This is a genomic window from Micromonospora sp. NPDC047187 (assembly GCF_040643355.1).
In the GTDB taxonomy this organism is placed as follows: Bacteria; Actinomycetota; Actinomycetes; order Mycobacteriales; family Micromonosporaceae; genus Micromonospora; species Micromonospora salmantinae.
The window spans coordinates 276,963-302,198 of sequence record NZ_JBEYUF010000006.1 but is presented as its reverse complement, the minus strand read 5'-3'; the positions used below and the strand labels follow the sequence as shown (position 1 = coordinate 302,198).

Sequence of the window (25,236 nt, the reverse complement as noted above, 5' to 3'; positions counted from 1 at the left end):
GTTGGGGCGCGAAGAGGAGGCACAGTGGCACGGCGGAGGCTGGGGTTCTGGCAACGGTTCGCCGTGTGGCTGGTGAAGCCGGTGATGACCGTCTGGACCCGGCGTACCTGGCGTGGTCAGGAGCATCTCCACGGCGACGGCGGCATGATCATCGTGGCGAACCACATCTCCCACGCCGACCCGCTGGTGTCGGCGCACTTCATCTACGACTCCGGGCGTTGGCCGCAGTACCTGGGCAAGGCCAGCGTGTTCCGGGTGCCGGTGGTCGGCTGGATCCTGCACCGGTGCCGACAGATCCCGGTCGAGCGGGGCAGCGTGGACGCCGTCCGCTCACTGGACGCACTGGTCGCCGCGCTCGACGAGGGCGGCGCGGTCGTGATCTACCCTGAGGGCACCACCACGCGACAGCCGGAGCTCTGGCCGATGAAGGCCAAGACCGGTGCGGCCCGGCTGGCCCTGGCCACCGGCGCCCCGGTCGTACCGGTGGTGATGTGGGGGCCGGAACGGATCTTCGACCCGCGGACGACCCGTGTCAGCCTGCGACCCCGGATTCCGGTGACCGTTGCCGCCGGGGAGCCGATCGACCTGAGCCGGTGGGCGGACGCCGAGCCGACCCGGGCCACCCTCGAGGAGATGACGGACACCATCATGTTGCGGCTGCGGGACATGCTCGCCGAGATCCGTGGCGGTACCCCGCCGCCACTGTGGGAGCGACCGGCCCGGTCCTCCGTCGGCCGCGAGCAGCGGGACGACGCGGCATGAGCGGTCACGTCGCGGTGCTCGGTGCCGGTTCCTGGGGCACCGCGTTCGCCAAGATCCTCGCGGACGCGGGGCGGGACGTGACGGTGTGGGCCCGCCGGGCGCCGGTCGCCGAGAGCATCCGGACCGAACGCCGCAATCCGGAGTACCTGCCGGACCTGCTGCTCCCGGCCCGCGTCACCGCCACCGCCGACGCCGCCGAGGCGATCACCGGCGCCGAGGTGGTGGTGTTGGCGGTGCCGTCGCAGACCCTGCGCGGCAACCTCGCCGAATGGGCCGGGCACCTGCACCCGGACTCCACCCTGGTGTCGCTGATGAAGGGCATCGAACTGGGCACCACCAAGCGGATGAGCGAGGTCATCGTGGAGACCGCCGGGGTCGCCGCCGACCGGGTGGTCGTCGTGTCCGGCCCGAACCTGGCCCCGGAGATCGCCGCCGAGCAGCCCGCCGCGACAGTGGTCGCCGGGACGAACAGCGCCCGCGCCACGCTCGTCCAGTCGTCGATCCGGACGCCGTACCTGCGCCCCTACACCAACGACGACGTGATCGGTTGTGAGCTGGGCGGGGCGGTCAAGAACGTGATCGCCCTGTCGTACGGCATCGCCACCGCGATGGGTTTCGGCGACAACACCCGGGCCATGCTGATGACCCGTGGGCTGGCCGAGACGGCCCGACTGGGCGTGGCGCTCGGCGCGGACCCGATCACCTTCGCCGGCCTCGCCGGCATGGGCGACCTGGTCGCGTCCTGCTCGTCCCCGCTGGCCCGCAACCGCACCTTCGGCGAGCATCTGGGCCGGGGCGAGACCCTGGAGCAGGCGCAGACCGCCACCCGGCAGACCGCCGAGGGCGTGAAGAGCTGCCTGGCGATCCGCGACCTGGCCCGGGCGCACGGCGTGGAGATGCCGATCACCGAGCACGTCGAGCGGATCTGCCACGAGGGGATGGACCCGCGCCTCGCCGTGGAGACCCTGATGAGCCGCACCGCCAAACCCGAGTCGTACGAGTGAGGAACCCGATGAGCGAGTGGGGGGACGGCACCCGCTGCGTACGTGCCGGCCTGCCCGAGCCGGCACCGGGGGACCCGTTCCTACCCGGCCCGGTCTTCGCCGCGCCGTACCACCTCGACCCGTTCGAGGGTCAGGGCACGTCGCCGAACGGCTACGGTCGCCCCGACAACCCGACCCGCCGGCTGCTGGAGGCGGCGGTGGGCGAGCTGGAGGGCGGTGACTGCCGCGTCTTCGCGACCGGTCAGGCGGCCATCACCGGCCTGCTGCTCACCCTGCTGCGGCCGGGGGACACAGTGGTGCTCCCCACCGACGGATACTTCCCGGTCCGGGCGTTCGCCACCGGTGTGCTGGAGGCGATCGGCGTCCGGGTGCTGTTCGCGCCGACCGCCGGGCCGTACCCGTCGTTCGAGGGCGTCCGGCTGGTGCTGGTGGAGACGCCCGCCAACCCGGGCCTCGACGTGGTCGACGTGGCGGCCCTGGCCGAGCGGGCGCACGCCGCCGGCGCGCTGCTCGCTGTGGACAACACCACCGCCACCCCGCTCGGACAGCGTCCGTTGGATCTCGGTGCCGACCTGGTGGTCGCCTCCGGCACGAAGGCGCTCACCGGCCACTCCGACCTGCTGCTGGGCTACCTGGCCAGCCGGTCCACCGAGCTGATCGACGCGGTGACGACCTGGCGTACCACCACCGGGGCGGTTCCGGGCGCGTTCGACGCCTGGCTGGCCCACCGGTCACTGGCCACTCTCGACCTGCGGCTGGCGCGGCAGAGCGCGAACGCCGCGGCTGTCGTCGACCTGCTCGCCGGCCGGTCGGACGTGACCGGCCTGCGGTGGCCGGGGCGGCCGGACGACCCGGCGTACCCGGTGGCCTCGGCGCAGATGCGCCGGATACCGGGGGTGCTCTCGTTCGACCTGGGCGACGCCGACCGGGTGGGCCGATTCGTCGAGGCCGCCAAGCTGGTGGCGGCGGCGACCTCCTTCGGTGGCCTGCACACCACGGCGGACCGGCGGGCGCAGTGGGGCGACGACACCGCTCCAGGCTTCGTCCGGCTCTCCTGCGGCGCGGAGGACACCGCCGACCTGGTGGCCGACATCGCCGCCGCGTTGGATGTGGCGGGACCGGTCTGACGTCTCCCATGGCGCTTCCTTTCCCCACCGACCAGGCCGCCCTGGTGGGTCGGTTGCGGGCCGCCGGTTGCGTCTACGCCGAGGACGAGGCCGAGCTGCTGGTGGCCGCCGCGCGCAGCCCTGCGGCGTTGGCCGACCTGACCGACCGTCGGGTGGCCGGCGAACCGTTGGAGTACCTGCTCGGGTGGGCGGAGTTCTGCGGCCTGCGGATAGCCGTCGACGGGGGCGTCTTCGTGCCCCGGGCCCGGACCGCTCTGCTGGTCGAGGTGGCGGCCGAACTGACCGGCGCGGCGCCGGCCGTGGTCGACCTGTGCTGCGGCTCCGGGGCCACCACCGTCGCGCTGGCGCACCGGCTCGCGCCGCGCTGGCTGGCCGCCGCCGACATCGATCCGGCGGCCGTGGCGTGTGCGCGTCGCAACGTCGTCGGGTTGGACGCCGAGGTGTACGAGGGCGACCTCTTCGCGCCGCTGCCCCGGCAGTGGTGGGGTCGACTGGACCTGGTGGTCGCCAACGCCCCGTACGTGCCGACCGACGCGGTCGCGCTGATGCCGCCGGAGGCGCGGCTGCACGAGGCCCCGGTGGCGCTCGACGGCGGCCCGGACGGGCTCTCCGTGTTGCGCCGGGTCGGTGCCGACGCCGCCGGGTGGCTGACCCCCGGCGGCCACCTGGTGGTCGAAGCCGGCACCACCCAGGTCGACACGCTCTGCAAAGCGCTCAGCGCGGCCGGCCTGGTACCCACGGTGCGCCACGACGAGGACCTGGACGCCACAGCGGTCATCGCCCGCCGCCCCTGACCCACCCCCACCCCCACCCCGCCCCACCCGCGCGATCTTGCAGTTTCGGTTGTCCGGATGAGTGGGATGCACCTTGTGTCGGGACAGCAAGTGCAAGATCGCGGGGAGGGCGAGGGTCGCCCGGGCATGGCGGGGGAGGGGGGTTGGCACTAGCCTCGGCTCACACTCATGACGGCGGGAGGCGGTTTCGGTGGGCAGCGCAGGGGTGCCGGTGGTCGTCGGGCTGGACAACGGCGGCACCAGCAACAACGCCACAGTGCTGACGGTGGACGGCCGCTTCCTGGTGGACGGGCTGTTGGAGATCCCCAGCGAGGTGCGGGCCGGGCCGGAGGCGGCGATCGAGGCGTTGGCCCTGGCGCTGGACGGTGCCCTGGCGCATACCGGCGTGCCGCGCGACCTGGTCCAGGCGGTCGGGCTGGACACTCCCGGCCCGGCCAGCGCCGACGGCGTCATCTCGTCGCGGGGCTCCACCAACTTTTCCCAGCCGGCCTGGCGCGGCTTCGACGTGCGAGGGGCGCTGGAGCGACGGCTCGGGCTGCCGGTGATCTATCACAACGACGGCAACGCTGCCGCGCTCTACGCCCACCATGTCTACTTCGGCGCCGACGCGATGAACCGCTCCTCGGTGTCCCTGATCGTCGGCACCGGCCTCGGCGGCGGCGTGGTCGAGAGCGGTCGGGTGATCGCCGGCGCGGCCGGGATGGCGGGGGAGTTGGGCCACGTGCACATCCCGCTGAGCGGGCTGCTCGGCCCGGGTCAGCCGGAGCCCACCTGCGCCTGCGGCTTCACCGGAGATGTCGAGAGCGTCGCCTCGCTGACCGGCATCGAACGCAATCTGCTGCCGTACTGGCTGACCCGGTACCCCGACCACCCGCTCGCGGCCGAGTCGGTGGCCCGGGCGGCCAAGCTGGTCCGGGGGTACGGCGAGCGCGGGGACGCCCTCGCGCGGGGTCTCTTCACCCAGCAGGCGATGGCGCTGGGGCGGCTGTTCACCGTCGCCGCGAACTTCACCGACCCGCACGCGTACTTCGTCGGCGGCGGAGTGGTGGAGGCGGCACCGGAGTTCCGCGACTGGTTCCTGGCGACGGTCCGCGAGCACACAGTGCTCCGCGAGGAGCAGGCGGCGGTCGCCACCTTCGCCCTGGTGCCGGATCGGGACATGGCCGGTGCCCGAGGCGTCGCGATCGCCGCGCTGGAGGCGCTACGCGCCGTTCCGGAGCCCCGTCCGCTGGTTGCCTGAGCCGGCGCGGGCCTCGGCCCGCACCGGCTCGGCACCTCTGGTCAGCGCTGGGGTGGCGCCTGGGCGAAGGCGGCCCAGGCCGCCGTTGGGAACAGCAGGGCCGGGCCGGCCGGGTCCTTGGAGTCGCGTACGGCAACGAGCCGCGGGATCGCGGCCACCTCCACGCAGGCGCCTTCGTCGCCGCTGCGGCTGCTCTTGCGCCACCGCGCCGTGGCCAAGGCCGCTGTGATCATCGGGGTCATCGGTCCTACCGTCCCTTCAGGACTGACAGGAGCATCTCGCGGCTGTCCGCCGGGCTGAGCGCCACGCTTCGGAGATGCTCCATGATCTTGGTGCAGGTACGCGTCTCGCCGGCGCGGTCGAGGATCATCTGACCCGCGACGGTCTCCACCGACGCGATGATCGGGTCCTCCGGGTCGGCGAACTCGAGGATGTGCAGGGAACCCCGGGTGCCCCGGTGGTAGCCGGCGGAGAGCGGGATCACCTGGACGCTGATGTTCGGCAGCTCGGCCATCTTGACCAGGTGCCGTAGTTGCCCGTTCATCACCGACTGGTCACCGACCGGCCGGAGCAGGGCGCCCTCGTCGATGATCGCGTCGAGGATGGGCGGCTGGTCGGCGGTGAGCCGCTGTTGTCGGTCGAGCCGGATCTTGACCCGCTGCTCCACCAGGTCGTCGCCGAGGGTGTGCGGCCCGCCGCGCATCACGCCACGGATGTAGTCCGCGGTCTGCAACAGGCCGGGCACCACCGAGGGCTCGAAGTTGGCGATGGCTGTCGCCTCGGCCTCCAGCGCGATGAAGTCGATGGTGCGCGGATCCAGCAGGTAGGAGTACGACACCCACCAGCCGGGCTTGCGGGCGTCCTTGGCGAGCTGCACCGCCGCGGCCACCTCCTCGGCACTCACCCCGTACGACGTGAGCAGGGCGCGCACGGTGGCCGGGCTGATCAGGGTCTGGGCGTTCTCGTAGCGGGACAGGGTGCTGCGGGTGCTGTTGATTTCATCCGCCGCGGTCTCCAGCGTCAGCCCGGCGGCTTCCCGGTGGTGGCGCAGGGCGATGCCGAGCCGGCGGGCGCGGGCGGTCTTCGGAGCCATGCATCGATGGTCGCATACATTTGCGGGAACGTCTGCATGAGAGAACGTCGATGGGAGTTGCATTCACGCCTATACACGTGTCAATCTGTTATCGCGTCCTCACCGCCGGTTGTCGTGGCGACGGTGGTGGTGAGCGACCGGAGGGGATGGGGCGCGCGGCGATCGGGTTTCTCCCCCGTACCCGATCGTCGCGTGCCGCCCCTCCACCCGGCCTGCCGGAAGGAGACGACGTGCGAACCCGCCCGGAGCCCTCCGCCGTACCTTCGGGCGGAGTGCGATGACCCGTTTCCTCGTGGTGCTCACCGACGTGCGTCCCGTCGAGGGCGTCAACCGCAACGAGCGGGTCGCGCCGGAACGGCGCCGGCAGGTCGTCGGCGCCAGCAGCCGGGAGGCCGCCGACCGCATCGCCGGAGCGTTCATGGCGCTGGGCATGGTGCGGGCCGGCCGGCAGCGGGTGAAGGTCATCGCGGTCGGCCGCCGGCACTCCCGGGACTGAGCCGCCCCAGGTCAGCGGGCCGCGACGCCGCCACCGTCCGATCACGCACCGTATATCCTCTCCTGACCGATTGCCGTGTCGTGCCGCGGCTCGCCGGGTATCGCCGCGCCCCTCGGCCACGCACAGTAAGGTCAACCGGGTGAGCGCCACCGGCGAGCACGACCAGCCGCAGTCGCGTACGAAGAGGTGACCGGAGTGACCACCCCAGGCAAGACCCGCGTGGCGATCGTCTTCGGCGGCCGCAGCCCGGAGCACGGCATCTCCTGCGTCAGCGCCGGCAGCGTGTTCGGCGCACTCGACCCGGACGAGTTCGAGGTGGTGCCGGTGGGCATCACCCGGGCCGGCCAGTGGGTGCTGACCAACGGAGACCCCGCCCAGCTCGCGATCAACGCCCGTCAGCTGCCGGAGATCACCGCGGACTCGGGTGACGACATCGTGCTGCGCGCCGACCCCACCGGCAACGGACTGATGGTGCTCGACCCGACCGAGGGCCCCCGGGCGCTGGCCGACGTGGACGTGGTCTTCCCGGTGCTGCACGGCACCTACGGCGAGGACGGCACCATCCAGGGAATGCTGGAGATGGCCGGCATCCCGTACGTCGGGGCGAACGTGTTCGCCTCCGCGGCCGCCATGGACAAGGAGTTCACCAAGAAGCTCTGTGCCGTCGAGGGCATCCCGGTCGGCACGTACGCCGTGCTGCGCAACGGCATGACGCTCAGCGAGCAGGACAAGGAGCGGCTCGGCCTGCCGGTCTTCGTCAAGCCGTCCCGGGCCGGGTCGTCGTTCGGCGTCAGCAAGGTCACCGACTGGGCCGAGCTGGACGCGGCGGTCGCCGCCGCCCGGCAGTTCGACCCGAAGGTCATCGTCGAGGCCGCGATCGTCGGCCGCGAGATCGAGTGCGGTGTGCTGGAGGGCGAGGCCGGCGGCACCCCCGAGGCGTCCGTGTTGGCCGAGGTGCGGGTCGTCGCCGACCACGACTTCTACGACTTCGAGGCGAAGTACCTCGACGACTCCTGCGAGTACGACATCCCCGCCAACCTGCCGGAGAAGGTGACCCGCCAGGTGCAGGAGTACGCGGTCCGCGCGTTCACCGCGCTGGACTGCGCCGGTCTGGCCCGGGCCGACTTCTTCGTCACTCCCGAACTGGACGTCTACCTCAACGAGATCAACACGATGCCCGGCTTCACCCCGACGTCGATGTTCCCGCGGATGTGGGCGGCCTCCGGCCTGGAATACCCGAAGCTGGTCAACCGGCTGATCCGTACCGCCCAGCGGCGCGGCGTCGGCCTGCACTGAACCGTCCGAACCCCGCCCGCGTCGGTCAGCCGGCGCGGGCGGAGTCGGTTCGGGTTCAGCGCTGGCAGCCGGACGGGATCGCGCCGCCGGAGGGCACGCTCGCCACGATCGTGCTGGAGATCGTCGGCAACCACTGCAACGGCTGCTCGTACGAGCGCGGGACGCGCACGGTGATCAGCGTCTCCCGGTCGACAGTCGAGAGGACCGCCGCGTCGGCCTGCTCGGCCAGGTGCCAGCAGACCCGGTTGACCGTCCAGACCTCGTCGGTGCTGGGAAAGGCCGGCTCGGTGCCCCCGCAGGCAACGGTTATCGCGGGGTCGCCGTAGGCGGCGTTCTGCTCCGGGCCGGCGGTGACCGGCCGCTGGGCCAGGTCGCGGATGCTCGCCGGAAGCTGGGAGAGCAGGGCCCGGCAGACCGTGGCCGGCCGGGCGGCCAGCGCCGGGGCGGCCATCTCCACCGGGGTGGTGGACTGCACCCGGGCGGTGGTCGCGGAGGGCGTCGGCGCGGCGGCCGGCGTGTCCGGGCTGAGCTTGCTGAAGGCCAGCACGGCCACCAGCAGCGTGATCGGCAGCGCGATCAACGTGGCCAGCAGGGCGGCGCCACGCATGGTCCGATCGCGGCCGGCCGGCGCGGCGGCGGCCGGATCGGTCGACTCGCGGTTACCGTCAGCCGGCTCGGACGTCCCGTCGGCCGCGTCGCGTGCCCCGTCGTCGTCCAGAGCCGAGGAGGAGGTCGTCATCTCGTCCACTTACAGCCGCACCACCGAACACGTGAGGGTGCGGGTGATGCCGGGCACCATCTGCACCTTGCTGACGATGAGTTTGCCGAGCTCGTCGACGGTGTTCGCCTCGGTGAGGACGACCACGTCGTACGGCCCGGTGACGGCGTCGACGCGTACCACGCCGGGGATGTCCGCGATGAGACCCGCCACGTCACGTGCGCGGCCGACCTCGGTCTGGATGAGGATGTACGCCTGTACCACGACTCGACCTCCGTCCGTCGCCGCCCGGGAGCGGCCCGAAGGGTGAAAGTACCTTACGGACCAGGTCCGATCCCTATCGGTGGTCAAGGAGCAGCGGTGAGCGAGCACGGCGGAGCCGGGCAGCACGGGCGGAACGCCAGCGGTGGCGTCGGCGTGTCCGGGATCGGGGAGTTCGGGCTGATCGGGAAGATCACCGCCCGGCTGTCGTACGGGCCGACGACCCTGCTCGGGCCGGGCGACGACGCGGCGGTGGTGGCCGCGCCGGACGGCCGGGTGGCGGCCTCCACCGACGTGCTGGTCGACGGGCGGCACTTCCGCCGGGACTGGTCCTCGGCCCGCGACGTCGGGCACCGGGCGGCAGCCGCCAACCTGGCGGACATCGCGGCGATGGGTGCCACGCCGACCGCCCTGCTGGTCGCTCTCTGCATGCCGGCGGACCTGGACACCGCCTGGGCGGAGGAGTTGGCCGACGGGCTCTCGGCGGAGGCGGCGACTGTCGGCGCGAGTGTGGTCGGCGGGGACATGTCGGCCAGTCCCACCCTGACCGTCGCGGTCACCGCGCTGGGCGACCTGGCGGGCCGTCCGCCCGTGTTGCGCTCGGGCGCCCGACCGGGGGACGTGCTCGCTCTGGCCGGGCGTACCGGGTTCGCGGCAGCCGGGCTGACCGTGCTGACCCGGGGCTTCCGTACCCCTCGGCTGTTGGTCGAGGCGTACCGGCGGCCGCAGGTGCCCTACCAGGCCGGCCCGCAGGCCGCCCAACTCGGCGCCACCTCGATGATCGACGTGTCGGACGGGCTCCTCGCCGACCTCGGGCACGTCTCGGCGGCCAGCGGGGTGGCGATCGACGTACGCCGCGACGGGTTCGAGGTGCCCCGGCAGATGGCCGACGCGGCGCAGGCACTCGGCGTCGACCCGTACACCTGGATCCTCGCCGGTGGCGACGACCACGCGTTGGCCGCGACCTTCCCCCCGGCGGTGGTGCTGCCACCGGGCTGGCGGCCGATCGGTCTGGTCACCGACGGTGCCGGCGTGACTGTCGACGGCGTCGCCCACGACGGCCCGGCCGGCTGGGACCACTTCCGGTGAGGCCCGCGCGCGGCCGTATCCTGGATACCGTGAGTGAGATCGAGATCCGGGCGGTGCGGTTCGACGCACCGGTGGCGCAGCACCTGATCCGCGCCGCACTGGCCGACCTCGGTGCCCGCTACGGCGGCACCGGCGACGACACCCCGGTGGACGCGGCCGAGTTCGAGCCGCCCGACGGCGCGTTCCTGGTGGCCTACCTGGCCGGCGAGCCGGTCGGCTGCGGTGGCTGGCGCAGCCACGGGGCGGACACCGCGGAGCTGAAGCGGATGTACACGGCCCCGGCGGCACGGGGGCGGGGGGTCGCCCGCGCGGTGCTGGCGGCCGTCGAGCGCTCCGCCCGCGAGCACTGCCGCAAGCGAGTGGTCCTGGAATGCGGCGACAAGCAGCCCGAGGCGATCGCCATGTACGGCTCCGCCGGGTACGAGCGGATCCCGAACTTCGGCTTCTACAAGGACGCGGAGGGCTGCGTCTCCTTCGGCCGCACCCTCTGACCTGTGGATCAGCCCTTGCCGGGCCCGACCGGCCGGTGTGCCAGGTCACGGTGGGCCCGGCCGGGCCTGCGCGCCAGACGTTGACGGGCCGGCGTGCGGCGTCGCCCGCGGACACGACTAAGCCGGCGGACCCTCGGGGTCCGCCGGCTGAGCCGAACGAAAAGGTGGGTGCTACCGCGTCAGGCGCGGGTGACCTTGCCGGCCTTGATGCACGAGGTGCAGACCTTCAACTTCTTGGTGTTGCCGCCACCGGCCGGGGTACGCACCGACTGGATGTTCGGGTTCCAGCGGCGGTTGGTCCGCCGGTGCGAGTGGGACACGTTGTGGCCGAAGCCCGGTCCCTTGCCACAGACGTCGCACACGCTAGCCACGGGATACTCCTGGGATTGATACGTTCATGAGGTCGCCGGCAGGTGCTGCCCGGGCAACCTGGTCAGGTTACCCGATGACTCGCCGACCCGGCCAACCGGCCTGGTCCGGCGCTCGCCCGTGCCCCGGCTCACACCTGGTCGTGGGCCCGTCCGCCCAACGGCGGGCCGGCCCGGCGGCAAGGGTACCGGAGGCGCTCGTTCCCGCCGCGACCAGCGCCGGCCCGGGCCGGCGAGGACACGCCGGACGAGTCCGACGGGTGTCGGTGCGCGCCAGTAGGCTTCTGCCCGTGCTGGACACCCTCGACGCCGCCGCGGTCCGCCGCTGGTGCGCGAGCGGGCTGGCCGCACTGAAGCGTCACCAGGGCGAGATCGACCAGCTCAACGTCTATCCGGTGCCCGACGGCGACACCGGCACCAACCTGGTGCTCACCCTCACCTCGGCGCAGCAGGCCCTCGCCATGGATCTGGACACTCTCCCCGACAGCGGGCCGACGGCGCACGGGCACGCGCTGCGGCTGATGGCCCAGGGCGCGCTGCTCGGCGCGCGGGGCAACTCCGGGGTGATCCTCTCGCAGATCCTGCGTGGTTTCGCCGACCAGGTCGCCGGGGTGCCGACGGTGCGTGGCCGGGAGCTGGCCGCCGCGCTGCGCTCCGGCACCGCCGCCGCGTACACAGCGGTCTCCCGGCCAGTCGAGGGCACAGTGCTCACAGTGGTCGCGGCGGCCGCCGCCGCGGCCGAGGGCGCGGACAGCGACGACCTGCCGACGGTGGCCGGCGTCGCGGCCCGGGCGGCGGCCGAGGCGCTCGCCCGCACCCCGGAACAGCTGCCGGCGCTGGCCCGCGCGGGCGTGGTCGACGCCGGTGGCCGAGGGCTCTGCGTGCTGCTCGACGCCCTGGTCGAGGTGCTGACCGGGGAGCGCACGGTCCGGCCCGCGCCGACGCCGCGCTCCGCCCGCCCGGCGGCCACCGTCGCCCGCGAGACCGGTTCGGATGAGTACGCGTACGAGGTGCAGTTCCTGCTCGACGCCCGAGCCGAGGCCGTCGCCGGGTTGCGGCGGGCGCTCGACGCCCTGGGAGATTCGCTGGTCGTCGTCGGCGACGGGCGTGAACCGGAAGGCACCTGGAACGTGCATGTGCACGTCAACGACGTGGGCGCGGCGGTCGAGGCAGGTGTCGCCGCCGGCCGCCCGTACCGCATCTCGGTGACCCGTTTCGCCGACCACTCGGAGTCGCCCTCCGGCCCGGTGGTGGCCGGCCGGGCCGCGGTGGTGGTGGCCACCGGCGGCGGCATCGCCGACCTGTTCGCCGCGGAGGGCGCCACCGTCGTGCCGGGCAACCCGTCCACGGGCGAGCTGCTGGATGCCGTCCGCAGCACCGGTGCGGCCCGGGTGGTGGTGCTGCCCAACGACGCCAACACCGAGGCGGTGGCGAGCGCGGCCGCCCGCGAGGCCCATCGGCACGGCATCAAGGTGAGCGTGGTGCCGACCCGATCGCCGGTGCAGGCCCTCGCAGCCCTCGCGGTCCGCGACGGTGACCGCCGTTTCGAGGACGACGTCATCGCGATGGCCGAGGCGGCTGGCGCCTGCCGGTACGCCGAGGTCTGCCATGCCAGCCGGGAGGCGCTGACAGTGGCCGGCCCGTGCCGCCCCGGTGACGTGCTGGCGCTGGTGGAGGGGGAGGTGCACCTGATCGGCACCGACCTCACGGACACCTGCGCCGCAGTGGTCGACCGGATGCTCGGTGGTGGCGGCGAGATGGTCACCCTGCTGGCCGGGGTGGACGCTCCGGCCGGGCTCACCGACGCCGTCCGCGCGCACGTCGCGCGACGCTGGCCGTTCGTCGAGGTGCACGCGTACCCGGGCGGCCAGCCGTTTTATCCGCTCCTGGTAGGGATCGAATGAGCGAACCAGCCACTGTGGACACTCCGCTGAAGAAGCTGGTCGGGGACAAGACAGCCAAGGCGCTGGCCTCGCACCTCGACCTGCACACCGCGGGTGACCTGGTCTACCACTTTCCGCGTCGCTACGACGAGCGTGGTGAGCACACCGACATCCGCTCACTGGACGTCGGTGAGCAGGTCACAGTGCTGGCCCAGGTGCAGCGCACCGCGGTGCGCCCGATGCGTCAGCGGCGGGGCAACCTGCTGGAGGTGACCGTCGGCGACGGCTCCGGCGGGGTGCTGACGTTGACCTTCTTCGGCAACCAGGCGTGGCGCGAGCGCGAGTTGCGCCCGGGCCGGTGGGGTCTGTTCGCCGGCAAGGTCACCGAGTTTCGGGGAAAACGGCAGCTCAGCGGCCCGGAGTACGTCCTGCTCGGCGAGGGTGGCGACGGCGAGGCGGCGGTCAGCGACGACATCGAGGAGTTCGCCGGGGCGCTGATCCCGGTCTACCCGGCCGCCGCGGCCGTGCCGACCTGGGTGATCGCGCGCTGCGTGCGCGTCGTACTGGACACGTTCACCCCGCCGGACGATCCACTGCCGAGCGCAGTGCGGGCCAGCCGCAAGCTGGTCGGGCTGGGCGCCGCGCTGACCGAGATCCACCGGCCGTCCAGCAAGGAGGCGCTGCACCAGGCGCGGCGGCGCCTCAAGTGGGACGAGGCCTTCGCCGTCCAGGTGACCCTTGTGCAGCGCAAGCACCGGGCGGCCGACTGGCCGGCCCGGCCCCGCCCGGCGCGCCCGGGTGGGCTGTTGGAGGCCTTCGACGCCCGACTCCCGTACGAGCTGACGGCCGGTCAGCGTGAGGTGGGTGTGGAGATCGCGGCGGACCTGGCCACTCCGCACCCCATGCACCGGCTGTTGCAGGGCGAGGTGGGCTCGGGCAAGACGGTGGTGGCGCTGCGGGCGATGCTTCAGGTGGTCGATGCGGGCGGGCAGGCCGCGCTGCTGGCGCCCACCGAAGTGCTGGCCGCCCAGCACCACCGCGGCATGCTCGACCTGCTCGGGCCGCTCGGGCGGGCCGGTGAGCTGGGCTCCGCCGAACACGCCACCCGGGTCGAGCTGGTCACCGGCTCGTTGGGCGCGGCGGCCCGCCGCCGGGCGCTCGGCGAGGTGGCTAGCGGTGCCGCCGGCATCGTGCTCGGCACCCACGCCCTGCTGTACGAGGGGGTCGACTTCGCCGACCTCGGCCTGGTGGTTGTCGACGAGCAGCACCGCTTCGGCGTGGAGCAGCGCGACGCCCTGCGGGCCAAGGCCGACCAGCCGCCGCACGTGCTGGTGATGACGGCCACCCCGATCCCGCGCACCGTGGCGATGACCGTCTACGGGGACCTGGAGGTCTCCACGCTCTCCCAGCTGCCCCGGGGGCGGTCGCCGATCGCCTCGCACGTGGTGCCGGCCGCCGAGAAGCCGGCCTATCTGGACCGGGCCTGGCGTCGGCTGCGCGAGGAGGTGACCGCCGGCCACCAGGCGTACGTGGTGTGTCCGCGAATAGGTGACGGGCCGACCAGCGACGAGGAACCGCCACCCGAGGACGACAACGGGCGGCGGCCACCGCTGGCGGTGACCGAGGTGGCTCCGTTGCTGGCCGAGGGCCCGCTGCACGGCCTGCGGATCGGGGTGCTGCACGGTCGCCTGCCGGCCGACGAGAAGGACGCGGTGATGCGTTCCTTCGCGGCCGGTGACCTGGACGTGCTGGTGGCGACGACGGTGATCGAGGTCGGCGTGGACGTGCCTAACGCCACCGTGATGATCGTGCTGGACGCCGAACGGTTCGGTGTCTCCCAACTTCACCAGCTGCGGGGCCGGGTCGGTCGGGGTGCTGCCGCCGGGCTGTGCCTGCTGGTCAGCGAGGCGGCCGAGGGTTCGTCGGCGCGGGAACGGTTGGATGCTGTGGCGTCCACCAGCGACGGTTTCAAGCTCGCCGAACTGGATCTGGAGCAACGCCGTGAGGGCGACGTGCTGGGTGCCACCCAGTCCGGGCACCGTTCGCACCTGCGGTTGCTGTCCCTGCGACGCGACGCCGACCTGATCCGTGACGCCCGCGCCGAGGCGATCACCCTGATCGAGGACGACCCGGAGCTGGCCCGCAGCCCGGCACTGGCCGCCTCGGTGGCCGCACTGGTGGACGAGGACCGCGCGGAGTACCTGGAGAAGGGCTGACCACACAGGCCACTACATGGCTGAGGGCGCGCCGACCGGGTGGTCGACGCGCCCTCAACTGTCAGAGCGGGTTGGTTCAGGCGGTGAAGCGAACCCGACGACGACGGGCCACCACGAACAGGGCGGCACCGGCGGCCAGCAGCACCACGGCGCCGGCGATGATGCCGCCGGTGGCAGCACCGGTCAGCGGCAGAGCCGGCTCGTCCTTACCGCCACCCTGACCCGGGGCGCACTCGGCCGGCTGCTCCCAGGCGATCGGCGCGGTGTCGTCGAGGCCCTCGGCGGCCGGCGTGACGACCAGACCCTCGAACGCGTCGAAGGAGACGGAACCGGTCTCGCCCGGCTTCACGACCAGCGTCTTCACCTCGCCCTTGTTCGGGGTCAGGGTGAGCGTGACGGTCTCACCGTCGGCGGGGTTCTCGATCGCGAAGGTGAGCTTGTCGCAGGTCGACTCGACCGAGCCGACCGGCTCCGCCGGAGCCGGGGTGGCGGTCGGGGTCGGGCTCTGGGTCGGGGGCTGGCTCGGCGACGGAGAGACGACAGTGGGGGTCGGGGTGGGGGTCACCGACGGAGTGGCGGTCGGCGTCGGGCTGCTCGGCGAGGGCGTGGGCTCTGCCGCGCAGGTGCCCTTCGGCTCGGCGGCCACGGTCCGCTCCTCGGTCACGATCCGGTCGGAGCGCACCCACCGCGCCTCGACGGTCAGCTCGATCGTCGGCCGCTTCTGGTCGAAGCGGTGGGCCTGGGTGCCGGTGAGGAAACCCTTGCCCTTCGCCGGGAGAGTGGCGTCCTGCGCCAGGCCGCCGGTGAAGTCGCCCGGGACGGTCGACTCGAGCTTGGTGATCTTCGCGTCGATGTTCTCGCTGTTGCCGACCGTCCAGGTCACCTTGACCTGGCCGTCGGAGGTCAGGCAGTAGGTGCCGGAGGGCTCGGGGTGGTGGGCACTCGCGGGGCTCGCGAGGACGCCGACGCCGGCGATGCCGATCAACGCGCCCGCGGCGATGGCCGCGACGCGCCGGAACGGAGACTTGGGAGGGTTCACGCCTGCTCCTGGTGAGGGGGTACGGATCGCGTGGCGGGAGGCCGGGAGACATCGTGACCGGGGGGTCAATTGCTCACCGGGGCGTCGCGCGACGCGGTGGTGTTCCCGCGGCGAAAGCGGGGACAGGGGGAGACTGTACTGATGGGTGGTTAATGAGGGGAGTTCAGATCATTGCCATTCGGCAATGTAGTCGATTCGTGATCTTTGATGGACCGAATGTGTCGGTCCGGTCACTGGGGACGGTTCCGCCGCCGTGGCTCCACGGTGGATACCGCGCCGTCGGGGCTGCTCAGGTGCTCCGCGTCGTCGTCCGCCGGCAACTCCCGGCTCCGCGCCGTGCTGACCGGCTCCGCGCCGCATCGCGTAGCGTCGCGGGCATGAGCAGGAGGAAACGGTGACCCGGATCGTGGCCGGGACGCTCGGTGGCCGGCGGATCGCCGCGCCGCCCGGCGCCGGCACCCGACCCACCTCGGACCGGGTCCGGGAGGCGCTGTTCAGTGCCGTCCAGGCCGAGGTCGATCTCGACGGCGCCCGCTTCGCCGACCTGTACGCCGGCTCCGGCGCGGTCGGCCTGGAGGCGCTCTCCCGAGGTGCCCGGCACGTGTTACTGGTCGAGTCCGACCCGCGGGCGGCCCGGGTGATCCGGGAGAACGTGGCGGCCCTCCGTGCCGGTCCGGCGGCCCGTCTGGTCACCGGCAAGGTGGCGACGGTGCTGGCCGCCGGACCGGACGGCGAGCCGTACGACGTGGTCTTCGCCGACCCGCCGTACGCGCTGCCGGACGAGGAGATCACCGCGCTGTTGGCCGCGCTGGTCGACGGCGGCTGGCTGGCGCCCGACGCGTTGGTGGTGGTGGAGCGGTCCCGCCGCACCAGGGAGTTCGACTGGGTGGAGGGGATCACCGCCGAGCGCAGTCGCCGTTACGGCGAGACCACCCTTTGGTACGGTCGCCGATCATGAGACGTGCGGTGTGCCCCGGTTCGTTCGACCCGGTCACCAACGGACACCTCGACATCATCGGGCGGGCCAGTCGGCTCTTCGATGAGGTGATCGTCGGTGTGCTGGTGAATCAGTCGAAGAGTGGCCTGTTCACCGTCGAGGAGCGCATCGAGATGCTCCGCGAGGTGACCTCGTCGTACGGCAACGTGCGGGTCGAGTCGTTCCGAGGGCTGCTGGTGGACTTCTGCCGGGCCCAGCAGGCCAGTGTGCTGATCAAGGGCCTGCGGGCGGTCAGCGACTTCGACTACGAGCTGCAGATGGCCCAGATGAACATCGGTCTGGCCGGCGTCGAGACGCTGTTCATGCCGACCAACCCGCTCTACTCGTTCCTCTCGTCGAGCCTGGTCAAGGACGTCGCCAAGTGGGGTGGCGACATCTCCGCCCACGTCCCCGACCCGGTCCGCGAAGCCCTCCAGGCCCGCCTGGGCCCCCGCCGCTAAGCCGACCCTGGCTCCCCCTCACCCTCGCGATCTTGCACTTACGGCGCCCGCGTCGCCCCTTTCGCCGTGGTTTGACGCGACCGAAAGTGCAAGATCGGGGCGGTGGGAGCCGGGGGTAACTATGTCGCGACTCGCCGGGTTGGGGTGAGTGGGGCGGCGGTGGGGCCGGCACGACATGATTGGTGGCGCGGGGAACGGCCGTAGCCCGCATCATGGAGGTCGGCCGACGAACGACAGGAGTGAGGTAGCCGGTGGACCCGCTCGATCGCATCGACGAACTGATCGCCATCCTGGAGCAGGCCCGCTCCGTCCCGATGTCGCGCAACAACTGCATGGTCGACCGGGGTGAGATGATCGCTGCCCTCGATGAGATGCGTGCCGATCTCCCCGCCGACCTGCGTCGCGCCGCCGCGCTCCTGGAGGAGCGCGACAAGATCATGGAAGCCGGCAAGCGCGAGGCGGACCGGATCATCAGCGAGGGTGAGGCAGAACACGCCCGCCTGGTCTCGGTGAACGAGATCACCGTGTCGGCCGAGCACGAGGGCGCCCGGATCATCGGCGAGGCCCGCGCCGAGGCGCAGCGCCTGCGTGAGGAGGTCGACGACTACGTCGACACCGCGCTGGCCAACTTCGAGCAGTTCCTCACCAGGGCACTGGCCTCGATAGAGCGCGGCCGGGACAAGATGCACGCGCTGCGGGAGATCGGCACCTTCGCTGGGGATGAGGCGGAACGCCCGCTACCCTTCTGAGCGGCACCTCACCAGCCGACTTCTCAGGCGGGCGTCGCCCCCGGTTCGACGGTCCGGCGGTCGCCCAGGTAACCTTTTTTGTCGGCCTCTCACCGGCCGGAGTCTAACTATGCCCAAGCACTCGCCATCGACACTCAACCCCAGGTCGCCGCTGGTCCTCGACACGAGGGACCTGCCGCGTCGCCCTGGCGCGTTGCGTGAGGTCCAGCGGGTCGTGCCGGCACCGGCGGACCTCGGTGTGGAGTTGATCGGCGTGCCGGAGGGCGCGGACCTCGACCTCGATCTGAGGTTGCAGTCGGTGTCCGAGGGCGTGCTCGTCTCCGGGACCATCACCGGTCCCGTCCGGGGCGAGTGCGGCCGTTGCCTGCGCGAGATCAACGACTCGATGGGCGTGACGATCCAGGAGCTGTACGCGTACGAGGACAGCACCACGGACGCCACGACCGACGAGGACGAGGTGGGCCGGATGCAGGGCGATCTGATCGACCTGGAGCCGGCGCTGCGGGACGCGTTGGTGCTCACGCTGCCGACCAACCCGCTCTGCCGGGAGGACTGCCCAGGACTGTGCCCCGAATGCGGGGCGCACTGGGACGATCTGCCGGCCGACCACAGTCACCAGCAGATCGACCCGCGTTGGGCGGGCCTGTCGCAACTGACCGTTACAGAGGAGTAAGAACCGTGGCCGTCCCGAAGCGCAAGATGTCGCGCAGCAACACCCGGTCTCGCCGGGCGAACTGGAAGGCGACAGTGGTCGCGACCGTTGCGTGCCCGCAGTGCAAGTCCCCGAAGCTGCCGCACGCTGCCTGCTCCGTCTGCGGCACCTACAACGGCCGCCAGGTTCTCGAGGTCTGACCTGGACGCCGAGTGACGCCCCCGACCCCAGGTCGGGCGGCGCGCGCATCCTGGCATTCGCCCGGTGCTCCGGCTCCCTCCGACGCCGGCCGGACCGATCCGGCCGGCGTTCCGGTGGAGCCGGGCGCCGCGCGGATCGCCGTTGACCTCCTCGGCGGGGACGACGCTCCCGCCGTCGTGGTTGACGGCGCTCTGCGGGCCATGCGCGCCGACCCTGACCTGCACCTGCTTCTCGTCGGTCCGACCGAGGTCGCCGACGAGCTGATTGCTGCCCTCGATCCGGCGCAACGCGCCCGGATCACGGTGCGGCCCGTTCGTGATGTCGTCGGCATGGCCGACCATCCCAGCGCCGCCCGCTCCGAGAGCACCGTCCGGGCCGCGGTCACCGCCGTCCGGGACGGGACGGCCGACGCCCTGGTCTCCGCCGGCGCCACCGGTGCCACAGTCACCGCTGCCGTGCTCGGCCTCGGCCGCTCGCCGGAGATCCGCCAACCCGCGCTGGCCGCCACCCTGCCCGCCGTGGCGGGGCCCGTCGTGTTGCTCGACGTCGGCGGCTCCCTGGAACCCCGCCCGGCCACCCTCGCCCGTCACGCCGTGCTCGGCGCCGCGTACGCGGCGGTGGCCCACTCGATCGCCGCACCCCGCGTCGGGCTGCTCTCGGTCGGCACCGAGGCCGGCAAGGGCGACCGGGTCCGCCGCGCCACCGACCCCCTGCTCGCCGTCGAACCGCTGCCCGGCGGGGCGCGCTACGTCGGCCTGGTCGAGGGGTACGACGTGGCCCTCGGCACGCGCGCCGATGTGGTGGTCACCGACGGCTTCACCGGTAACGTGCTGCTCAAGGCCATTGAGGGCGCGTACGCGATGGCCGGCGGCCCACCTGCCCAGGGCGGCGCGCCCCGCGCGGCGGCCCTGCTGGGCGTCGCGGGGACGGTGGTCGTCTGTCACGGGTCCGCCCGCGCCGACGACGTCGCCTCCGGCATAGCTCTCGCCGCCCACCTGTGGCGGCGGCGCGCCACCGATCTGGTCTCCGCGTTGCTCGACCGCGACGCCGCGACGGGTCGCACCGACCGCTCCACCGACACCGAGGTACGCACATGAGCAACGACAAGCGGCGGCGGGCGTCCGTCGGTCACCTGGAAGCCGCCTTCGGAGTGAGCCTGGAACCCGAGCTGCTCCAGCGCGCGTTGACCCACCGGTCGTACGCGTATGAGAACGGCGGGCTGCCGACCAACGAGCGGCTGGAGTTCCTCGGCGACTCGGTGCTCGGCGTGGTGATCACCACGGCGCTCTTCCACAACCACCCTGATCTGCCTGAGGGGCAGTTGGCCAAGCTGCGGGCCAGCGTGGTCAACATGCGGGCGCTCGCCGACGTGGCCCGCGGTCTGGGCCCGGACGGGCTGGGCGCGTACCTGCTGCTCGGCAAGGGTGAGGAGACGACCGGTGGCCGGGACAAGGCGAGCATCCTCGCCGACACGCTGGAGGCGCTCCTCGGCGCGATCTACCTCCAGTACGGCCTGGACACCACGGGGATCGTCATCCACCGGCTCTTCGACCCGCTGATGGCCGAGTCGGCTGGTCGCGGGGCCGCCCTGGACTGGAAGACCAGCCTCCAGGAGTTGACGGCGGCGCTCGGTCTCGGCGTCCCGGAGTACCGGATCGAGGGCACCGGCCCGGATCATCTCAAGACGTTCACCGCCTGGGTGGTGGTGGCCGGCATCCGGTACGGCGGCGCCGAGGGGCGCAGTAAGAAGGAGGCCGAGCAGCGGGCCGCCGAGGCAGCCTGGCGGACGCTCGCCGAGCAGAACGGTCAGAACGGCGACGACGGCAAGGATGGTCGGGCCGGCGACGAGGGCCAGGGTGGTCGGGCCGGCGACGATCGTCAGGACCAACCGATCGGTCGGGACGACTCGGCCGACCGGGACGAGCCGTTCGGGCCGCTGGAGCGCGCCGAGCGGGCGGCTCAGGCCGAGCAGGCCGACCACCTGGCGCAGGCGCTGCCGGCCGGGGGCGCCGACGGTCACGAGACGGGTCGGCCGCGTGCCTGAGCTGCCCGAGGTGGAGACCGTCCGGCAGGGCGTGGCCCAGTGGGTCGTCGGCCGTCGGATCGCCTCGGTCGAGGTTCGTCATCCGCGTGCGGTCCGCCGGCACGCTCCCGGCGACGTGCACTTCGCCGACGTGCTCGCTGGCCGGACGGTGCTGGACGCCCGCCGTCGCGGCAAGTACCTGTGGCTGCCACTGGACAGCGGTGACGCGATCGTCGGGCACCTCGGCATGTCGGGTCAGCTGCTGCTCCAGCCACCCGGGACGACGGACGAGACCCACCTTCGGGTCCGGTTCCGGTTCAGCGACGACGGCCCGGAGCTGCGCTTCGTCGACCAGCGCACGTTCGGCGGGCTCTCGGTGAGCGAGGGCGGCGCCGAGTTGCCCGACGAGATCGCGCACATCGCCCGCGACCCGATGGACCCGGATTTCTCCGACGAGGCGTTCGTCGCGGCGCTGCGCCGCCGGCACACCGAGGTGAAGCGGGCACTGCTCGACCAGACCCTGATCTCCGGAGTGGGCAACATCTACGCCGACGAGGCGCTCTGGCGCGCCAAGCTGCACGGCGGCCGACCCACCGACGCGCTGACCGGCCCGGCCGCGCAGCGCCTGCTCGGCCACGTCCGCGACGTGCTCGCCGAGGCCATCAGCGAGGGCGGCACCAGCTTCGACGCCCTCTACGTGAACGTCAACGGCGAGAGCGGCTACTTCGACCGTGCGCTCAACGCGTACGGCCGCGAGGGCGAGCCGTGCCGGCGGTGTGGCGCGCCGATCCGCCGTGAGGCGTTCATGAACCGGTCCTCGTACAGCTGCCCGCACTGTCAGCCACGCCCCCGGGGTTCCCTTCGGGGATGACCCGGAGCCAGCTCGGGGGCAACGCCGGCGGGTCGCGGCGGGTCACTCCGGGGTGGACCCCGGTGTACGTCCGGATCGGGGTTCGACCCCGGCGAACGCACCCCCGCGCCCGGTCTGCTGGTTCCAGGGTGGGCCCAGGTCGATCCCCGATGTGACCGCCTCGTCACGCACCTAGCGTCAGCACCGTTGACAGGGGGTTGACGTGACAGGGGGACCCGAGATGGGGAGAAGACCGGTGACGGTGCGGCTGGCGCGGTGGAGCGCCGAGCACCCGTGGCGGGCGATCGCACTGTGGGCCGTGTTCGTGGCGGTGTGCTTCGTGGGCGGCAGCGCCGCCGGGCTCAACGAGGCCACCAGCGGTGACCAGGCGATCGGCGAGGCGGGGCGGGCCAGCCTCATCGTGGACGCCGGTGACTTCGACGACCCGGCCGTGGACAACGTCCTCATCACCTCCCGGGGTGGCGCGTTGGACCCGGCGGCGGCGAAGTCGGCGGCCGACGATGCGGCGGCCCGGCTGCGTACGGTCGCCGGGGTGGCCGGGGTCGGCCAGCCGGTCACCGCGCGGGACGGCTCGGCGCTGCTGCTGCCGATCACCATGTCGGGTGACCCGGAGACGGCCTCGGAGCGGGTGCAGCCGTTGCGCGACGCCACCGCCACGGTGCAGGCCGCGCATCCCGGGCTGCGCGTCGAGCAGGTCGGCGGACCGTCGATCGGCCAGGCCCTCGACGACACCCTGGGTAAGGACTTCAAGCGCGCCGAGCTGCTCAGTCTGCCGGTCACCCTGGCGATCCTGATCATCGCGTTCGGCGCGCTGATCGCGGCGAGCGTGCCGGTGCTGCTGGCACTCTCCTCGGTGGCCGCCGCGATGGGTCTGTCCACTCTCGCCTCGCACCTGGTGCCGGCCACCGACACGACGGCGCCGGTGATCCTGCTGATCGGCATGGCGGTCGGCGTCGACTACTCGCTCTTCTACATCCGTCGGGAGCGGGAGGAACGCGCCAAGGGTCGGTCCGGTCTGGACGCGGTGGAGATCGCCGCGGAGACCTCCGGGCACGCCGTGGTGGTCTCCGGCGTCGCGGTGATCATCTCGATGGCCGGGCTGCTGCTCGCCGGCGACGTGGTCTTCTCGTCCCTCGCCATCGGCTCGATCCTCGTGGTGGCCGTCGCGGTGACCGGTTCACTGACCGTCCTGCCCGCCCTGCTGGCCCGGCTCGGCCGTTGGGTGGACCGGCCCCGGGTGCCGCTGCTCTGGCGACTGACCGCACCGCGTACCGGCCGGCACGGCGAGCCCCGTGCGCCCCGGCTGTGGCCGGCGGTGCTCCGGCCCGCGCTGCGCGCGCCGGTGGCGACGCTTGTCATCTCGGTCGGGCTGCTGCTCGCGCTGGCCGCGCCGGCGCTCGGCATGAAGCTGAAGTTCCCCGGCATGGAGGACCTGCCCCGCACGACTCCGGCGATGCAGGCGTACGACCGGCTCACCGCCGCGTTCCCGAGCGCCGGGACCAATCACGTGGTGGCTGTCCGGGCGCCCGCCGACCAGGCCGACCGGGTACGCGCCGCCCTCACCGGCCTGTCCACCCGGGCGGCCGGCGATCCGCTGTTCGCCCCGGCCGAGGCGGACGGCCCGAAAATCGAGGTGTCGGCCGACCGGCGGGTCTCGGTGCTGGACGTCCCCACCCCGTACGCCAGTCGGGACGACCGGTCGGTGCAGTCGTTGGAAAAGCTGCGCGGGGACCTGGTCCCGGCCGAGCTGCGGGGCATTCCCGGCATCGAGTACGCGGTGGGCGGGGGCGTGGCCGACAGCGAGGACTACGCCCAGCACGTCCGGGACAAGTTACCGCTGGTCATGGGCTTCGTGCTGGTGCTGACCTTCCTCGTCATGACGTTCACCTTCCGGTCGGTGGTGATCGCGGCCAGTTCGATCGCGCTGAACCTGCTCTCCGCCGGTGCCGCGTACGGCCTGCTGGTGCTGATCTTCCAGGGCGAGTGGGCGCAGGGACTGCTCGGCTTCACGTCGATGGGTGCGATCGTGTCCTGGCTGCCGCTGTTCCTGTTCGTGGTGCTCTTCGGCCTCTCGATGGACTACCACGTCTTCGTGGTCAGTCGGATCCGCGAGGGCATCCGGTCCGGCCTGTCCAACCGCGACGCCGTGTCGTACGGGATCACCTCGTCGGCCGGGGTGGTGACCAGCGCGGCGATCGTGATGGTCGGGGTCTTTTCGATCTTCGCCACGCTGAGCACGATCGACATGAAGCAACTCGGCATCGGTCTGGCGGCGGCGATCCTGCTGGACGCCACCATCATCCGGGGAGTGGTGCTGCCGGCGTTGATGACGATGCTCGGCGACGCCAACTGGTGGGCCCCGCGCTTCCTGCGTCCCCGCCCAACGCCCGCGCCCACCGACCCGCCAGCCCCCGCCCCAGAGCTGGTCCCGGTCCCCTAACCACCCGAACCCCCTCCGCCCCCGCCCCGTCTGCCCTGCCCTCCGCCCTCCTGCCTGCCGGTCTTGCACTTTCTGTCGCGACGTAGCGGGGTCAACCCGGCAAATCGGGAACCGAAAGTGCAAGATCGCGGGGACGGGGTCAGGGGAGGGGGCAGGGTTCCCGGGAGGCGTCCAGCATGCGGTTCTTGCGGATCGACGCGAAGCCGTAGCCGACGGTGGTGACACAGAAGTCGTCGGTCGAGCCGGTGTACTCGACGTGGAAGACCGGCTTGCCGACGTCGCTGAACGGCAGCAGTTTGGCGCACTGGGCCAGCCGGACGCACTCCTCGTTGACCGCGAAGTCGAAGTCCGGGGCCAGCGCGGCGAGTTGCGGCACGTCGTTGACCAGCCCGGGGGAGAGGCTCAGCGAGCGGGCCAGCTCGGCGAGCCGGCGGTTGAACAGCAGTTGGTCGTCGAAGTCGAGCGGAAAGCCGGTGCGTGCCGTGTACCCGTCGGCGTCGAAGAGTGCCACCGCGCCGAAGCCCTTGCCCCGGCAGAGCCGGAACCGGTCGGCCAGCACCGGCCGGAGCGCGTCCCAACTCCGGACGTCCAGCCACCGGCTGTCGGGTCGACGCCCGCCGGCGCCCCGGACGACGTCCGGAAACCGGCTGGCGTCCGGGTCGTCGGAGCGGACCGATCCCACGTTCACCTGGCAGATCAACCGGCGGTCCCGGGAGCGCAGGTCGGCGGTCTGTGCGGCGGTGGTGGCCACCGGGTCGAGGAGGAAGACGTGGGCGTCCACCGCCGGGTCGAGCGGGCCGCTGAGCTGCCACTGCCACTGCCAGTGCCGGGCCTGCGTCGCCGGCCACGCGGTGGGCGCGCCGGGCGGGGTCAGTGCGGGCCGGCACCCGTACGCCGGCACCAGGAGCACGAGAGCGACGCAGGCGGACAGGAGGCGGCGCAGTGGGCGTACGGCGACGCGTCGCCGCGGCCGGATCCGCATCGGC

General features: G+C 72.6%; 26 protein-coding genes and 1 pseudogene. 20 read left to right on the top strand and 7 right to left on the bottom strand.

All coding sequences use genetic code 11. From position 1 onward, the window contains the following. Window positions 1-24: 24 nt before the first annotated feature. The 5 genes from ABZ794_RS14010 (at window position 25) to ABZ794_RS13990 (ending at window position 4,927) form a co-directional block, all read left to right on the top strand. Window positions 25-762 (top strand): lysophospholipid acyltransferase family protein, encoded by a 738-nt coding sequence (locus ABZ794_RS14010; protein WP_210786416.1) that lies wholly within the window; start codon window positions 25-27, stop codon window positions 760-762. After that, the gene (locus tag ABZ794_RS14005) at window positions 759-1,766 is read left to right on the top strand and encodes an NAD(P)H-dependent glycerol-3-phosphate dehydrogenase (RefSeq protein WP_210786417.1); all 1,008 of its coding nucleotides are present in this window, start codon (window positions 759-761) and stop codon (window positions 1,764-1,766) included. Before ABZ794_RS14010 ends, ABZ794_RS14005 begins: the two co-directional genes overlap by 4 nt. Before the next feature lie 8 nt (window positions 1,767-1,774). Further along, window positions 1,775-2,893: a cystathionine gamma-lyase gene (locus ABZ794_RS14000; RefSeq protein WP_210786418.1), complete on the top strand. Its 1,119-nt coding sequence runs from the start codon at window positions 1,775-1,777 to the stop codon at window positions 2,891-2,893. 8 nt (window positions 2,894-2,901) lie between these two features. Next, window positions 2,902-3,687 (top strand): putative protein N(5)-glutamine methyltransferase, encoded by a 786-nt coding sequence (locus tag ABZ794_RS13995; RefSeq protein ID WP_357515752.1) that lies wholly within the window; start codon window positions 2,902-2,904, stop codon window positions 3,685-3,687. Window positions 3,688-3,877: 190 nt separating this feature from the next. Beyond that, window positions 3,878-4,927, top strand: a complete 1,050-nt coding sequence (locus ABZ794_RS13990) for an ROK family protein (RefSeq protein ID WP_210784403.1) — start codon at window positions 3,878-3,880, stop codon at window positions 4,925-4,927. A 41-nt stretch (window positions 4,928-4,968) separates the two neighbouring features. Here ABZ794_RS13990 and ABZ794_RS13985 read toward each other — a convergent pair whose 3' ends face one another. Next, window positions 4,969-5,169, bottom strand: coding sequence for a DUF397 domain-containing protein (locus ABZ794_RS13985; RefSeq protein WP_210784402.1), 201 nt, complete (start codon window positions 5,167-5,169; stop codon window positions 4,969-4,971). Between the two features lie 5 nt (window positions 5,170-5,174). Next, window positions 5,175-6,020 carry a helix-turn-helix transcriptional regulator gene (locus tag ABZ794_RS13980; RefSeq protein WP_091393087.1) on the bottom strand — a complete coding sequence of 282 codons (846 nt, stop codon included), beginning with the start codon at window positions 6,018-6,020 and terminating at the stop codon, window positions 5,175-5,177. A gap of 277 nt (window positions 6,021-6,297) precedes the next feature. Between ABZ794_RS13980 and ABZ794_RS13975 the strand changes: the two genes are divergently transcribed. Next, window positions 6,298-6,516, top strand: a complete 219-nt coding sequence (locus ABZ794_RS13975; protein WP_030335309.1) for a hypothetical protein — start codon at window positions 6,298-6,300, stop codon at window positions 6,514-6,516. Between the two features lie 195 nt (window positions 6,517-6,711). After that, on the top strand, window positions 6,712-7,812 hold the full coding sequence (locus tag ABZ794_RS13970; RefSeq protein WP_210784401.1) for a D-alanine--D-alanine ligase family protein: 1,101 nt from the start codon (window positions 6,712-6,714) through the stop codon (window positions 7,810-7,812). Between the two features lie 55 nt (window positions 7,813-7,867). Here ABZ794_RS13970 and ABZ794_RS13965 read toward each other — a convergent pair whose 3' ends face one another. Continuing rightward, window positions 7,868-8,551, bottom strand: coding sequence for a DUF3515 family protein (locus ABZ794_RS13965; RefSeq protein WP_210784400.1), 684 nt, complete (start codon window positions 8,549-8,551; stop codon window positions 7,868-7,870). Window positions 8,552-8,560: 9 nt separating this feature from the next. Then, the gene (locus ABZ794_RS13960) at window positions 8,561-8,794 is read right to left on the bottom strand and encodes an Lrp/AsnC ligand binding domain-containing protein (RefSeq protein WP_030487446.1); all 234 of its coding nucleotides are present in this window, start codon (window positions 8,792-8,794) and stop codon (window positions 8,561-8,563) included. 96 nt (window positions 8,795-8,890) lie between these two features. Here ABZ794_RS13960 and ABZ794_RS13955 point away from each other — a divergent pair, with 96 nt between their 5' ends. Continuing rightward, complete coding sequence (locus ABZ794_RS13955) at window positions 8,891-9,880, top strand: thiamine-phosphate kinase (RefSeq protein WP_210784399.1); 990 nt, start codon at window positions 8,891-8,893, stop codon at window positions 9,878-9,880. A gap of 29 nt (window positions 9,881-9,909) precedes the next feature. Continuing rightward, window positions 9,910-10,371, top strand: a complete 462-nt coding sequence (locus ABZ794_RS13950; RefSeq protein WP_210784398.1) for a GNAT family N-acetyltransferase — start codon at window positions 9,910-9,912, stop codon at window positions 10,369-10,371. Between the two features lie 179 nt (window positions 10,372-10,550). Here the strand turns inward: ABZ794_RS13950 and rpmB are convergent, their stop codons facing one another. Next, window positions 10,551-10,742, bottom strand: coding sequence for a 50S ribosomal protein L28 (rpmB, locus tag ABZ794_RS13945; RefSeq protein ID WP_011905179.1), 192 nt, complete (start codon window positions 10,740-10,742; stop codon window positions 10,551-10,553). Window positions 10,743-11,029: 287 nt separating this feature from the next. Between rpmB and ABZ794_RS13940 the strand changes: the two genes are divergently transcribed. Further along, a complete protein-coding gene (locus ABZ794_RS13940; protein ID WP_210784397.1) occupies window positions 11,030-12,643 on the top strand; it encodes a DAK2 domain-containing protein in 1,614 nt (537 codons plus the stop codon). Continuing rightward, window positions 12,640-14,838, top strand: a complete 2,199-nt coding sequence (recG, locus tag ABZ794_RS13935) for an ATP-dependent DNA helicase RecG (protein ID WP_357515748.1) — start codon at window positions 12,640-12,642, stop codon at window positions 14,836-14,838. The genes ABZ794_RS13940 and recG overlap by 4 nt, the downstream gene beginning before the upstream one ends. A 76-nt stretch (window positions 14,839-14,914) precedes the next feature. On the opposite strand, the gene ABZ794_RS13930 is transcribed toward recG, so the two are convergent. Next, window positions 14,915-15,877, bottom strand: a complete 963-nt coding sequence (locus ABZ794_RS13930; protein WP_210784395.1) for an LPXTG cell wall anchor domain-containing protein — start codon at window positions 15,875-15,877, stop codon at window positions 14,915-14,917. 394 nt (window positions 15,878-16,271) lie between these two features. On the opposite strand from ABZ794_RS13930, the gene rsmD reads away from it, so the two are divergent. From rsmD to ABZ794_RS13885, 9 genes and pseudogenes are all read left to right on the top strand, one after another. Then, the gene (gene rsmD, locus ABZ794_RS13925; RefSeq protein WP_210784394.1) at window positions 16,272-16,835 is read left to right on the top strand and encodes a 16S rRNA (guanine(966)-N(2))-methyltransferase RsmD; all 564 of its coding nucleotides are present in this window, start codon (window positions 16,272-16,274) and stop codon (window positions 16,833-16,835) included. Continuing rightward, window positions 16,832-17,314, top strand: coding sequence for a pantetheine-phosphate adenylyltransferase (gene coaD / locus ABZ794_RS13920; RefSeq protein WP_030335289.1), 483 nt, complete (start codon window positions 16,832-16,834; stop codon window positions 17,312-17,314). Before rsmD ends, coaD begins: the two co-directional genes overlap by 4 nt. Before the next feature lie 251 nt (window positions 17,315-17,565). Further along, window positions 17,566-18,063 (top strand): hypothetical protein, encoded by a 498-nt coding sequence (locus ABZ794_RS13915; RefSeq protein WP_030335287.1) that lies wholly within the window; start codon window positions 17,566-17,568, stop codon window positions 18,061-18,063. 109 nt (window positions 18,064-18,172) lie between these two features. Beyond that, window positions 18,173-18,736 (top strand): YceD family protein, encoded by a 564-nt coding sequence (locus tag ABZ794_RS13910; protein WP_110562455.1) that lies wholly within the window; start codon window positions 18,173-18,175, stop codon window positions 18,734-18,736. A 5-nt stretch (window positions 18,737-18,741) separates the two neighbouring features. After that, on the top strand, window positions 18,742-18,915 hold the full coding sequence (rpmF, locus tag ABZ794_RS13905) for a 50S ribosomal protein L32 (protein WP_030335284.1): 174 nt from the start codon (window positions 18,742-18,744) through the stop codon (window positions 18,913-18,915). A gap of 114 nt (window positions 18,916-19,029) precedes the next feature. Beyond that, entirely contained in the window at window positions 19,030-20,013 is a 984-nt protein-coding gene (locus tag ABZ794_RS13900) for a phosphate acyltransferase PlsX (protein ID WP_357515746.1), read from the top strand. Further along, a pseudogene (gene rnc, locus ABZ794_RS13895) lies at window positions 20,010-20,717 on the top strand (ribonuclease III); the annotation flags it as partial. The gene ABZ794_RS13900 and the pseudogene rnc, both read left to right, overlap by 4 nt. 235 nt (window positions 20,718-20,952) lie before the next feature. Further along, window positions 20,953-21,810 carry a bifunctional DNA-formamidopyrimidine glycosylase/DNA-(apurinic or apyrimidinic site) lyase gene (gene mutM / locus ABZ794_RS13890; protein ID WP_238691297.1) on the top strand — a complete coding sequence of 286 codons (858 nt, stop codon included), beginning with the start codon at window positions 20,953-20,955 and terminating at the stop codon, window positions 21,808-21,810. 220 nt (window positions 21,811-22,030) lie between these two features. Further along, complete coding sequence (locus ABZ794_RS13885) at window positions 22,031-24,250, top strand: MMPL family transporter (RefSeq protein ID WP_210784392.1); 2,220 nt, start codon at window positions 22,031-22,033, stop codon at window positions 24,248-24,250. 139 nt (window positions 24,251-24,389) lie between these two features. On the opposite strand, the gene ABZ794_RS13880 is transcribed toward ABZ794_RS13885, so the two are convergent. Further along, window positions 24,390-25,232 (bottom strand): endo alpha-1,4 polygalactosaminidase, encoded by an 843-nt coding sequence (locus tag ABZ794_RS13880; protein ID WP_210784391.1) that lies wholly within the window; start codon window positions 25,230-25,232, stop codon window positions 24,390-24,392. Between the last annotated feature and the right edge of the window lie 4 nt (window positions 25,233-25,236).